This window comes from Micromonospora antibiotica (assembly GCF_017599305.1).
GTDB classification, from domain to species: domain Bacteria; phylum Actinomycetota; class Actinomycetes; order Mycobacteriales; family Micromonosporaceae; genus Micromonospora; species Micromonospora antibiotica.
Genome location: NZ_JAGFWR010000004.1, coordinates 127,930 through 140,540 on the forward strand (window position 1 = coordinate 127,930; position 12,611 = coordinate 140,540).

The window sequence follows — 12,611 nt, forward strand, 5'->3', positions numbered from 1 at the left end:
CATGCGACTTCCCACCTGGCTGACCCAACACCTCGCCGCGCTGCGCGCGCTGCTGGTCTTCACCGTCGTGCTCGGGCTGGCCTATCCGCTCGCACTGGTCATCGCCGGGCAACTGCCCGGTCTGTCCGGCAAGGCGGACGGCTCCCTGATCACCGAGGGCGGCACAACCGTCGGCAGCTCGCTGATCGGCCAGTCCTTCACCGACGCCGACGGCAACCCCGTCCCGCGCTACTTCCAGTCCCGCCCCTCCGCCGCAGGCGACGGCTACGACCCCACCTCCACCTCGGCCAGCAACCTCGGCCCGGAAAGCGTCGTCGACACCCTCTCCACCGACCCGGAGGCAGCCTCCGAGAGCCTGCTCACCCAGGTCTGCGCCCGATCCAAAGCTGTCGGCGAACTCGACGGGGTGGACGGGCGACGCCCGTACTGCACCACTGACGGGGTCGGCGCGGTGCTGGCCGTGTTCCGCGCCGACGGCCTCACCGGCACGGTCACCCGGGTGGTCAGCGTCAACCAGGCCGCCCCGGCCACCCCGTTCGTCAGCTCGTGGCAGGGCGTGCCGGTCGAGCTGGCCAGGCCGGGCGAGGACTACGTCGCCGCCGGCGGGCTGATCGTCCCGGTCCGGGGCGACGCCCCGGCCGAACCGGCCGTCCCGTCCGACGCGGTCACCGCCAGTGGCAGCGGCCTCGACCCGCACATCTCCCCGGCATACGCGCGGATCCAGGTGGCCCGGGTCGCGCGGGAGCGCGGCGCGGACCCTGCAGCGGTCCGGGCTCTGGTGGAAAAGCACACCACCGGCCGGTCGCTGGGTTTCATGGGTGAACCCGGCGTGAACGTTCTGGAACTCAACCTCGCCCTCGACGAGCGGTTCCCCGCCCGCTGACGGACGACGTCGGGCAGGGCCGGCCCTCGGGTCGGCCCTGCCCGACCCGGCCCACAACTCACCGGCCGAGGCGTCGGCCCCGTGCCATCCCTGCGATCTTCGACCCCGCCGGTCAACCCCACGGACCAGGCGTTTCCCAATCGCGCTTCCCGAGTGGTTCCCACCAGAGAGGATCTTCCACGTGTCACGAGGAGAGCTTCGCATCTACCTGGGGGCCGCCCCTGGCGTCGGCAAGACCTACGCCATGTTGGAGGAGGCCCAACGCCGGGCCGAACGCGGCACGGACGTGGTGATCGGCTTCGTCGAGACCCACGGCCGCAAGCACACCGCCGCGATGATCGGCGACTTGGAGCAGGTGCCTCGCCGGTCGATGACCTACCGGGGCGTCGACTTCACCGAGATGGATCTCGACGCGCTGCTGGCCCGCCGACCCGAGGTGGCGGTGGTCGACGAACTGGCCCACACCAACGTCCCCGGCTCCCGACACGAGAAACGCTGGCAGGATGTCCAGGAACTGCTCGACGCCGGCATCAGCGTGCTGACCACGGTCAACGTCCAGCACCTGGAGTCGATCAACGACGTCGTCGCGCAGATCACCGGCACCACCCAGCGCGAGACCGTGCCGGACCAGGTGGTCCGCGTGGCCGGCCAGGTCGAGCTGGTCGACATGACCCCGGAGGCACTGCGCCGGCGGATGGCGCACGGCAACATCTACCGCCCCGACAAGATCGACGCCGCGCTGGGCAACTACTTCCGGGTCGGCAACCTCACCGCGCTGCGCGAGCTGGCCCTGCTGTGGCTGGCCGACAAGGTCGACGACCAGCTCGACGCCTACCGGGCCCAGCAGGGTATCTCCGACACCTGGGAGGCCCGGGAACGGGTGGTCGTCGCGCTCACCGGGGGCCCCGAAGGAGAGACGCTGGTCCGGCGGGCCGCCCGGATCGCCGCCCGCAGCAAGGGCGCCGACCTGCTCGCCGTGCACGTCGCCCGCAGCGACGGGCTCGCCGGGGCGGACCCGGCCCAACTCGCCCGACAGCGCGTCCTGGTGGAGAGCCTCGGCGGCACCTACCACCAGGTCCTCGGCACCGACGTCCCGCACGCGTTGCTGGACTTCGCCCAAGGGGTCAACGCCACCCAACTCGTCCTCGGCGCCAGCCGCCGGGGCCGACTGGCCCAGATGCTCTCCCGGGGAGTCGGGGTCACCACCACCGCCCTGTCCGGCGCCATCGACGTGCACCTGGTCACCCACCCGCAGGCGGGTCGGGGCCGGCGGACGACCGGCGTCCCGGCGGCGCTCTCGCGTCGGCGCCGGCTGCTCGGCTTCGCGCTGGCCGGGTTGGGCATGCCGCTGCTCACCCTGCTGCTGTGGGTACTGCCGGACCTCACCCTGACCAACGACATCCTGCTCTTCCTCGCCGGGGTCGTCGGGGTCGCGCTGGTCGGCGGGCTGTGGCCGGCGCTCGTCGCCGCGCTCGTCGGCTCCCTGCTGCTGAACTGGTTCTTCACCCCGCCCTACTACACCCTGACCATCGCCCAGGCGGACAATCTCCTCGCGCTCGGCATCTTCGTCGGCGTCGCCCTCGCGGTGAGCTGGGTGGTCGACGTGGCGGCCCGCCGGACCCGGGAGGCCGCGCGAGCCTCCGCCGACGCCCAGACCCTCGCCACCGTGGCCGGCGGGGTGCTGCGCGGGCAACGACCGCTTCCCGCCCTGCTGGACCGGCTCCGGGAGACCTTCGCGCTGCGCGCGGTCAGCGTCCTGGAACTGACCGCCGAGGCCGAGGGACGGCCCGGTCGGGCCCGCGAGGCAGGCGCCTGGCGGATCGTGGCCAGTGTCGGTCAGGCCCCGGCCAGCAGCCCCGGCGCGGGGGAGACGGCGGTACCGGTCGACGACCAGCTCACCGTCGTGCTGTCCGGCCGCCGGTTGGAGGCCGCCGACCGCCGGGTCGTCGAGGCATTCGCCGCGCAGGCCGCCGTCGCGCTGCGTCAGGAACGGCTCGCCGAGGAAGCAGCCACCGCCCGTCCACTGGCCGAGGCCGACCGCATGCGGACCGCGCTGCTCGCCGCGGTCAGCCACGACCTGCGCACCCCGTTGGCATCGGCGAAGGCCGCGGTGAGCAGCCTGCGCAGCCCCGACGTCGAGTTCGACGCCGAGGACCGAGACGAGTTGCTCGCCACCGCCGACGAGTCGCTGGACCGGCTCGGCCGGCTCGTGGAGAACCTGCTCGACATGAGCCGCCTCCAGGCCGGCGTACTGGGCGTCAGCGCCACCGGGATAGGGCTGGAGGATGCGGTCCCACGGGCGCTGGACGAACTCGGCCCGGCGGCGGCCGACGTGACGACCGACATCCCGGCCGACCTGCCGGCCGCACTGGCCGACCCGGGGCTACTGGAACGGGTGCTGGTCAACATCGTCGCCAACGCGCTGCGGCACAGCCCGGCCGGACATCCGCCCACGCTCACCGCCAGCGCCCACGCCGGGCAGGTGGAGCTGCGGGTCATCGACACCGGCCCCGGCATCCCCGAGGACCAGTGGGAGCACGTGTTCCTACCGTTCCAACGCCTCGGCGACCGCGACAACACCACCGGCGTCGGCCTCGGCCTCGCCCTGTCCCGGGGGCTGGCCGAGGCGATGGGCGGCAGCATCACCCCCGAGACCACCCCCGGCGGCGGGCTGACCATGGTGCTGCGGCTGCCCGCCGCCGCGCCGACCAGCATTGAAGGGCCGCAGGAATGACCCGCATCCTCGTCGTCGATGACGAGCCGCAGATCCTGCGCGCCCTGCGGATCAACCTGCGCGCCCGCGGCTACGACATCGAGACCGCCGAGACCGGTACGGCGGCTCTCAGGGCTGCTGTCAGCCATCAGCCGGACCTGGTAGTGCTTGATCTGGGTCTACCCGACATCGACGGTGTCGACGTCATCCGCGGGCTGCGTGGATGGACCACCATGCCGATCATCGTGCTCTCCGGCCGGGCCGGCAGCGCGGACAAGGTCGCCGCCCTCGACGCCGGAGCCGACGACTACGTCACCAAGCCCTTCGGCGTGGACGAACTCCTGGCCCGGATCCGCGCGGTCACCCGCCGCCTCGCGGCGACACCGGCCGATGCCGCCTCGCCCTCGGCGACGGCTGCTCCCCGGGTGGGTCGGCACACCGTCAACCTGGTCGACCGGACCGTCACCCGCGACGACGGCGCCGAGGTGCGGCTCACCCGCATCCAGTGGGCCATGCTCGACAAGCTGCTGCGCCACCCCGGCAAGCTGATCAGCCAGCGCCAGCTGCTGCACGACGTCTGGGGCCCGGAGTACCAGCACGAGACCAACTATCTGCGGCAGTACATGGCGCAGCTGCGGCGCAAGCTCGAAGACGACCCCGCCCGTCCCCGGCATCTCATCACCGAACCGGGCATGGGCTACCGATTCCGGCCCTGACCAGCCGGGTCAAGGGCGACATGGTGCGGTGCTGCGCTTCTTCACCTACTGGCGTCAGACCAGCCGCCGCACCGACTACGACCTGCCGCTGCTGCTGCTCGACGAGGACTTCCACAGTTCCGGTCAGGTGTCCTGGACGAACTACCGGCACGACGGCGTGGTGCACTCCGGCGACGTCACCGATGCGCGCGGCGGCGCGACCGAGTTCATCGACGTCCCGCTGACCGTCGGCGGACGGTACGTGGTTCCGCAGGTCAACATCTACGCCGGGGAGTCGTTCGACGAGGTTGCCGAGTCGATGTTCGGGTACCAGACCCGGGCGCGGGACCAGGGCGGTGCGCCGTTCGATGCGCGGACGGTGCGGGCGCGGTCGCACCTGCGCGGCCAGGGTCGACTCAACGAGTTGATCCCTCAATAAGCTGTGACGGTCGAGGCCCGGTGCTCTCCAGCCCGTCAGGCGCGATGGCGGCGGGTCTTCTCGATGACGTTGTGGCCGTCGGCGTCCTGCTGTCGGGGCGCGTAGCCGGCCTTGCGTAGGGCGGCCATCGTGTCGGCCGTGGTGGCTCGGCTGGCGAGCACGGTCGGGGCGAGTAGACGCAGGCTGAGCTTGTTCAGCCTCTTGTCGGCGCAGATCTGGGCCAGTAGCGCGGTGTCGTCGCTGACCAGCGTGCTGGCCACGGGCGTGACCCGTACCGACCCGTGCCGGCGGGCGACGTCGGCGAGCAGGTAGACCAGTGGTTGTGGCAGCCCGCCGTTGGCGATCTTCCTCAGGGCCCTGAGCAGACGCTGTTCGGTCCAGCCCGCGTCGTACGCGCCGCGTACCGTCGCCGGGCTGAAGCGCCAGGTCGTAGCGGTGCCCCGGGACTCGACGGCGGCGGTCGCACCGAGGAGTTCAGCCACATCCGGGCTCGGTGTTCCCGCCACGACCGCGGTCAGGTCCGCCTGCAGCCGGGCCGTCCGGGCGATCTCACCCAGGTCGCCGACCGCCTTGGCGATGTCCGTGCCGGCCAGCAGCGCCTGCCCGGCCGGGCTCACGGCCCCCGCGCCGAGAACCCCCAACGTCGCGGCCTCGTCCAGCAGGCCACGCACGGTCGTGGTGCCGCCGAAGGCCAGCGGCTGCCACCACCATATCCACTGCGTCGCGTGCTCGAAGTCCGCCGTCGCCCGGTCGCCCCACGCCCGCAGCACTGCCATCCGGGCGTGGGTCGACCAGCTCTGGTGGTGCTCCGTAACCCACGGCCCGGTCTGTGCCGACGGCAGATAGTCCAGGTCGCGCCACGCCTGCAGCATCACCGCGAGTCGTTGATCCAGGCCGAGCCTGAGCCAGCGGTCGTACGCGGCCGTCGGGACCACACGTTCATCGAGGTCGGCCAGCCTGGCCTCGTGGGCCACCGCCAGGAGCAGCCGGACGACGGGAACCGTCACGCCCAGCGTCTTCGCCGTCCGGGCCAACTCGCGTACGCCCACGCCGCCAGCCTTGACCGTGGCGAGGGGCTCACGTCCGGCCCCGTCCAACAGCGCCGACAACAGGCCGACCACGGCGATGCCCTGGGCCTGTGCGTCGCGGCGCACTGACGCAGGTTCCGGCGTGTGCCAGACGACCGGCGGCTCCTGTGGCTGGAACGGGGCCCGGTAGCCGGCTTCTCGCACGGCGAGTGCGACCTGACCCGCCAGCTGATAGTCCTCCCAGGTCACGCGGTAGACCAGCCCGTGCTCCTCGGCCCAGTCCAGCGGATGCACCCGCCGGTAGCGGTCCGTGAACCGAATCCGGTGTGCGATACCGCTAGCGCCGTAGCGACGGACCTGTCCACCGTCGCGGTCAGCCTCCTCCACCGCCGCCCGCGTCGTGGCCGGCATCCGCTTGACCAGAGCGTGCACGTTGTCCATGTCGAGGAAGAACTCTTCCACCGCCGCCAGCAGGCCCGCCTTACGGCCCTTGGTGGGCAGCCCCAGGTTGCGTGCCACCACCTTCAGGTCATCGACGCTCAATGCGGCGGCGAGCTGACCAGCGGCCGGGCCGACACCCAGTGGCCGGGAGAAGACCTCCCGCACGACGCCGTTCACCGTGAGCCGGCCCCGCCGCCGCGTGACGAGCCCTGCACCTGCGGCGCGCTGCAGGTAGGGCGTCGCGTCGGAGCCGACCAACGCTGACACCTCCGCCTCGGTGACCAGGCCACCCAGCGCCAGCGCTGCCTCCAACACCTGAAGGGTCGGCAGGTCAAGGCCAGCAAGCTGATCAAACGGACTCACGACTGCACTCCCGGGACTAGGGCGATCCACCAGATCCAACCGCACGAGCCGTGTCCGCGTGACGTGACCCGCCAGGCAAGGACACCGCTCGGCTAGCGCGCGAGCAGGCGGCTGCCTGGTGTGGCGGCCGTCAGCCGCACGCAGACGCGCTCGCGGCGGCGATCACCGCCGCTGGCTGTCGACACCATCCGAACGACGGCTGGGGCCCTCGACGATGCGCTCGTCGCCGCACGGCTCGCCGAACCGGCGGATGCCGCTGCCGTATCCGGCGCGAACAGGCGCTGCGGGAACACGTCGAGCGGGCGACGGATCTGCTGGCCGCGTACGCCGGAACCCTGACCAGCCACCTGCCCGCGATTCGTAGGGCAGCTCTTGGCGCTTGCGTCGATCGGGAGTTGCCGGCCGCGAGGCCGGGTGGCTCGACCTCGCCCGAGTCGGGCACTGTGCGCCGGGGAAGCCCCTGCCCGTCACGGCCACGGTTGGCGTACCGAGGTGGAACGTGCTCAACGCCTGACCCGGGAGGTGAGGAGACGGCAGGTTGTCCGGTCCACGCTCACTGGTGCAGATGCGCGCGTTGCCCCTCGCGGTCGAAGATCATGATCAGCTCGGCGGGTTCGTCGAGGGCTGTCATCGAGTGTGGTGTCATCGTCGAGAACTCGGCTGCCTCGCCCTTCTCGACCTCGATCTGCCGCTCACCGAGCCACAGCAGCACCCTGCCATCGAGTACCAGGAACCAGTCGTACCCCGGATGGACCCGCTGGGCCGGCATCGCCGCCCGGCCGCGTTCGGTCGGGGTGAGGGCCGGGCCACGGGCGTCGGCCTCGGTGAGCGCGTGGGTCGCCTGATCGGCCAGGAGACGGGCCGCGTGCAGTGTTGCGGCCAGGTCCCCGTAGCCGACGAGGACGTACGGGTCGTCGACGGCCTGGTCGAGCCCGCTGGTGGGCCAGGGGCGTGACCGTTCGCGGGTGTACCCGGCGGCCTCGTTGATCGCGCCGTCGGCGATGCCGACCAGCACCTGCGTGAGAACCGCCTGGAAGGCCAGCGACACCAGCGACAGGCGTAGCTGGCGGGGGTCGGGCCCGGCTTCATCGGACGGGAACGTGCCCAGTATGTCGTCCCGGCCGACCCGGACGTCGTGGAAGGCTATGCTCCCGCTCGCCGTCCGGCGCTGGCCCAGGTTGTCCCAGTCTGCGGGGTGCGAGACCCCGCCACCTGCCGGGTTCGTGACGACGACCAGGTGTGCCGTGCGGTCGGCGCGGGTGGCGCTGACGAGGAGGCGGTCCGCGACGGCGCAGCCGGTGGCGAACACGCCGTGGCCGGACACGGAGAGCGTGTCGCCGCGGCCGGTGGCCGTGATGGTGTCGCGGGGGTTGCTGACGGCGGCGACGAGCACCCGGCCGGTGGCGGCGTCGCGGCGGAGCGAGACCGCCAGCGCGGCGTTGTCGTAGAGCGCGGCCCGCCACAGGCACAGGTAAGTGGTAGCCGAGGAGGTGACCGATCGACGCGTCGGCGGCTGCCACGATCCGGGTGACGGAGTGGGAGGTGGGGTGGTCGTCGGGGTCGAGGGCGAGCAGCCCGCTGGCGCGCAGCAGCGCGATCTCGGCGCCTGGGGCCGGTTGGCGTGTTCCCGCGCGACGACGTCGGTGCGGAGCCGTTCGGCGACGGAGTGGGCGGTGACGATTGCGTCTGCGGGGCTCACGACACACCTGCCGGTTCGGGGGTGGGACGGCGCAGAAACCCATGCGGTTCAGGAATGCTGAGCTCTCGGCTGGCGCCTCCAGTGCATCACCGACCAGGGCGGCGCGAGTCCGTCGAGCGAATCGATCTCCATGGGTTTGAGCGTGTCGGGGTCCAGGGCATCGGGGTAACGGGCGAAGACCCGTTCGACATAGCGATGCCCGGTGTCCGCCCCCACGACGAGGTGGGTGCGGCCGGGGTCCCGACGTGCCGTCCAGGCCGCCGCGAGGTAGGCGGCGCCGGTGGACAGGCCTGCGAAGACCGCATGGTCGCGCATCAGGCCGATCGCGCCGGCCATGGCGTATCGGAATGTCAGCCAGTGAATCTGGTCATAGAGGTCGTGCCGGACGTTGTCGAACGGGATGGCGCTGCCGATGCCGGCGATGATGGCTTCGGGGTCCTGGAACCGTTCGCCGCCGAAGCTCACGCTGCCGAACGGTTGGATGCCGACGAGCGGGGTTGCCGGGTCGTGTACTCGCAGCGGCTGGATTAACCCCCCACTGGACGCGCCGGTGCCGACGCTGGAGACCACGGCAAGACGCGTGTCCGGCAGCGCGGCGCGCACAAGGTCGGCGAGTTCGGCGTAGCCAAGATAGTGGACCGGATCGTGGTACTGGCGCATCCAGTGCATGCCGGGATTGGCGCGCAGCAGCTGGCGTACCCGCTCGACTCGCCGGTTCTGGTCGAGTCGCAGATCGTGCTCGGCCGGCATCTGGTCGACGGTGGCACCGAGGATCTCCAGCTGGGCCCGGATGGCAGGTGTGACCGTGGTGGAGGCGATGATGTGGCACCGTAGGTCGTAGCGGTGGCAGACCATCGCCAGTGCCAGTGCGTAGATGCCGCTCGAGCTGTCGACGAGGGTGTCGCCGGGCCGTATCGTGCCGTCGGCGAGCAGGGCCCGGACGGCGCCGAGCGCGGCGTAGATCTTCAAGGTCTCGAACCGCAGCAGCACGACGTTGTCCGACAGTCTGATCAGGCTGGGAGCCCGGATCGCGTCGGTGATGTGGCTGTGCACGGTCGTTGGCACGTCGGGCGGGTTCGGCAGTGACATCGGCGGTCGTCCCTGGGGTTGAAGCCGGTGGGCGGCGGAGACACTTCAAACGCATTGAAGTCGACGCATGTCCGCGTCGGATGGTAAGTCGCGCCGGCGGCCGCATTAGTTCCACGACGATCGATGTGATGGGTTGGGAACTCTTCGGGCCGAGGGGACGACATATACACCGTGACGATTGCCTGCCTCGAGATGCTCTCCTTCGGGCTTGCCCACCTCGCACGTGCTGCCCGCGCTGCCGGCGAGCGGATCGTGCTGCTGACCGGTGTCGAGGAGCTGTACCTGCATGAACTCGCGAAGCTGCCGCCCGAGACGATCGAGGTCGTTGCCGTGGACACGAACGATCGTGGGGCGGTCTCCCAGGCGCTGCGCGCGATCGAGGACCTCCGGGGTCTGATCAGCTCTACCGACACGTGGGGCGTGACCGGTGCCGAGCTCGCCGTCGAGCTCGGTCTGCCGGGTGTCGACCCGGCGGTCATCCGGCTGGCGCGCGACAAGTCACGCGTCCGGGACCTGCTCCACGGCAGTAGGCTGAGCCCGTTCCCGGCGTTCGCCGTGGACGACGTGGCCTCGCTGTCGCTCGACGACCTGGCGGCAGCCGTCGGCCTGCCGGCCGTTGTCAAGGACACCGCCGGCACCAGCAGCCGGAACGTGTGGCTCGTCCGTGACGCCGAGGACCTCGCCCGCCTGCACCGGCAGGCCGCGGGCGCGACGCTGTTCGGGCGGTTGTTCGCGGAGCCGTTCCTCGCCGGCCCGGTCTACAGTGCCGAGACTGTGACCTGGGCCGGTCGCACGCGCATGCTGGGGATGTCGAGCCGACTTATGTCGCCGCAGCCCTGGTTCCGGGAGGACGTGACCGCGTTTCCGGTGGCGTTGCCGCCCGATGAGTTCCGGGCGATCGAGGATTGGCTCGGTGACGTGTTGGCGGTCCTCGGCTACACCGATCGGTTCGCCCATGTCGAGCTGGCCATGACCGTCGACGGGCCGCGTCTGATCGAGGTGAATCCGCGGATCGGCGGTGCGCTCGTGGGCGAGTCGATGTGCCGGGCCCTGGATGTGAATGTCTACGGGGGACTGGTCGACCTCGCGCTCGGCCGCCGCCCGCGGCTGCTCGACATGCCGATGGGCGGTGGACCGGCTGTGGCGTTCGTACTGGCGTATCCGGACAGACCCGGAGACCTCGTTGCCGTGCACGGCCTCGACGACATCGCCCGCTATCCCGGTCGACCCGAGTGGTACCCGACCAGGGCGGTCGGTGCCTCCATCGAGCACCTCAACGACGGGCGTGGCTACGTGGGGATCCTGTTGGCCGAGGGGCCGACCGCGGAGATCGCCACGCACCGCGCCGTGGCCGCGGCGGGTGCCGTGCGTGTCGAGACCCGCCCCGCGTGCTAGGGCCGGGTGCCGCGCACGATGAGCCGCCGGGCGTGGTTGTCGAAGGGCTCGGCATCGAATCCGCCGAAACACTCGACGCCGGTGAAGCCCGCTGTGGCGAGCATCCGCTTGAGCTCGGCGGCGCTGTAGAGGTGATGCGTGATGGAAGCCTGCCGGGCCAGGCCGCCGCGGACGAGGTAGAAGTCGTCCCGGAAGCGGGTCCAGTCATCCAGGACGGTTCCGCGTACGATCAGCGTGCCTCCATCGATGTCGGAGATGATCGGCGCGGCCCCGTCTCGGGCCGCGATCTCCTTGCCGTACAGGTCGATGAGGAGCCGGCCGCCGGGTGCGAGGCTGGTGAGCGCGTTGCGCAGCACCTGCACGTTCTCGTCGTGGTCGTCGAACAGGCCGAACGACGTGTACATGCTGATCATCAGGTCGAACTGGCCGGCCTCGACGAACTGGCGCATGTCCGCCCGCAGCAGCCGCACGTCGACCCCGGCCTCGGCCGCCGCCGTCGCGGCCCGATCGAGCAGCGCTGCGCTCAGGTCCACCCCGGTCACCTGGGCGCCGCGGCGGGCCAGCGGGATCGTGTACGTGCCCGGCCCGCATCCCAGGTCGAGCACCCTGGTGCCGGGCGACAGTCGCAGCAGCGGCGACGAGGCGACTGTCGTCTCGGCCTGCGCGGCACGTTCGGGCGAGAAGAACACCGCCGAGAAATCGGTCCACATCGACTCGTCCTCGAACCACTCCATTGCCGTTCCCTCCACCACCGGTCAGATTTACTTCCTTGTATATGTCGTTGCCGGTGCCCGATCGGTTCCGGCGCGTCCGACGATCGGAGAGAGGCATGTCATGCTGAGCCTGTCCGTCGAGCGTGTTTCGCTGCGGCTGACCGAGACCGTGCGAAGCTCCCGCGGCGAGATCGACGCCGTGGACACCTGCATGGTCACCGTCACCCATGCCGGCATCGTTGCCTACGGTGAGGGCACGCCGATCGAGTACGACGGGGTCACCGCGGACGATGTCGCACGGGCCATCGAGGCCGACGGCCCTGCCCTGCTCGGTCCCGACCTGACCGACCCGGAAGCGGCGCTCGACCGTGTCGACGCCTGGGACGCGCCGGCAGGCGCCCGGATGGCCTTGGACGGCGCGCTGCACGACTGGATCGGCAAGGTCGGCCGACGACCGACCTGGCAGATCCTCGCCGCGCCCCGCCGGATCGGGCCGACGGTGTACACGATCGGGATCGCGAGTCCGGCCGAAGCCGCTACTGCGGTCCGCAACGCACCGCAGGTGGGTGCGTTCAAGGTGAAAGTCGGTGGCCCCGACGACATCGATGTCCTCGACGCCATCCGGCAGGTGACACCGCTGCCGATCCGGATCGACGCGAATGAGGCGTGGGACCTCAGCACTGCGCGCGCACTCACGCCACGTCTGCGCGCGCTCGGCGTCCACCTCGTCGAGCAGCCCTTCCCACGTAGCCGCATCGATGACTACGTCCGCTACAGGGAGCTTCCCGACCGGCTCCCGATCGTCCTGGACGAAGGATGCACCGACGTGGCCAGCGTCCACGCCGCCCTGGAACACTCCGACGGCATCGTCGTCAAGCTGTGCAAGGCGGGCGGCGTCCGCGCCGCACGACGGGTCATGACAGCCGCCCGGCAAGCCGGGCTCACGGTGCTGCTCAGCTGCATGTGCGAGTCAGAACTCGCCATCAGCCAGGCCGCGCTGCTCGCCCCGCTGGCCGACCACATCGACCTCGACGGCCACCTCTACCTCCGCGATCAGCCCTTCCGCGGGCTCGGACTCGAGGGCGGGTGGATCGTCCTGGGCGACGGACCCGGACTCGGGGTGGCGCCCATCACCAACCCGGAACGGAGTTGA

At 71.1% G+C, this 12,611-nt stretch carries 9 protein-coding genes and 1 pseudogene; 6 read left to right on the forward strand and 4 right to left on the reverse strand.

Features of this window, described 5'->3' with window-relative positions; all coding sequences use genetic code 11:
- The first annotated feature begins 1 nt into the window (after position 1).
- The 4 genes and pseudogenes from JQN83_RS10605 to JQN83_RS10620 all read left to right on the forward strand — a co-directional run.
- Complete coding sequence (locus JQN83_RS10605; RefSeq protein WP_208566932.1) at positions 2-883, forward strand: potassium-transporting ATPase subunit C; 882 nt, start codon at positions 2-4, stop codon at positions 881-883.
- 181 nt (positions 884-1,064) lie between these two features.
- Positions 1,065-3,617, forward strand: a complete 2,553-nt coding sequence (locus tag JQN83_RS10610) for a DUF4118 domain-containing protein (RefSeq protein WP_307799159.1) — start codon at positions 1,065-1,067, stop codon at positions 3,615-3,617.
- Entirely contained in the window at positions 3,614-4,312 is a 699-nt protein-coding gene (locus JQN83_RS10615; RefSeq protein WP_208566933.1) for a response regulator, read from the forward strand. Before JQN83_RS10610 ends, JQN83_RS10615 begins: the two co-directional genes overlap by 4 nt.
- Positions 4,254-4,709, forward strand: a pseudogene (locus tag JQN83_RS10620) (TerD family protein); the annotation flags it as partial. The gene JQN83_RS10615 and the pseudogene JQN83_RS10620, both read left to right, overlap by 59 nt.
- A gap of 56 nt (positions 4,710-4,765) precedes the next feature.
- On the opposite strand, the gene JQN83_RS10625 reads toward JQN83_RS10620, so the two are convergent.
- The 3 genes from JQN83_RS10625 to JQN83_RS10635 all read right to left on the reverse strand — a co-directional run bounded on the left by JQN83_RS10625 (position 4,766) and on the right by JQN83_RS10635 (position 9,350).
- Positions 4,766-6,562, reverse strand: coding sequence for a helicase-associated domain-containing protein (locus tag JQN83_RS10625; RefSeq protein WP_307799160.1), 1,797 nt, complete (start codon positions 6,560-6,562; stop codon positions 4,766-4,768).
- 553 nt (positions 6,563-7,115) lie between these two features.
- Positions 7,116-8,261 carry a cupin domain-containing protein gene (locus JQN83_RS34090; RefSeq protein WP_307799161.1) on the reverse strand — a complete coding sequence of 382 codons (1,146 nt, stop codon included), beginning with the start codon at positions 8,259-8,261 and terminating at the stop codon, positions 7,116-7,118.
- Between the two features lie 48 nt (positions 8,262-8,309).
- Complete coding sequence (locus JQN83_RS10635) at positions 8,310-9,350, reverse strand: pyridoxal-phosphate dependent enzyme (protein WP_208566934.1); 1,041 nt, start codon at positions 9,348-9,350, stop codon at positions 8,310-8,312.
- A gap of 171 nt (positions 9,351-9,521) precedes the next feature.
- On the opposite strand from JQN83_RS10635, the gene JQN83_RS10640 reads away from it, so the two are divergent.
- Positions 9,522-10,745, forward strand: a complete 1,224-nt coding sequence (locus tag JQN83_RS10640) for an ATP-grasp domain-containing protein (RefSeq protein WP_208566935.1) — start codon at positions 9,522-9,524, stop codon at positions 10,743-10,745.
- Here JQN83_RS10640 and JQN83_RS10645 read toward each other — a convergent pair.
- Entirely contained in the window at positions 10,742-11,479 is a 738-nt protein-coding gene (locus JQN83_RS10645; protein ID WP_208566936.1) for a class I SAM-dependent methyltransferase, read from the reverse strand. The two genes, JQN83_RS10640 and JQN83_RS10645, sit on opposite strands and share 4 nt — an antisense overlap.
- A gap of 100 nt (positions 11,480-11,579) precedes the next feature.
- Between JQN83_RS10645 and JQN83_RS10650 the strand changes: the two genes are divergently transcribed.
- Positions 11,580-12,611: an enolase C-terminal domain-like protein gene (locus tag JQN83_RS10650; RefSeq protein ID WP_208566937.1), complete on the forward strand. Its 1,032-nt coding sequence runs from the start codon at positions 11,580-11,582 to the stop codon at positions 12,609-12,611.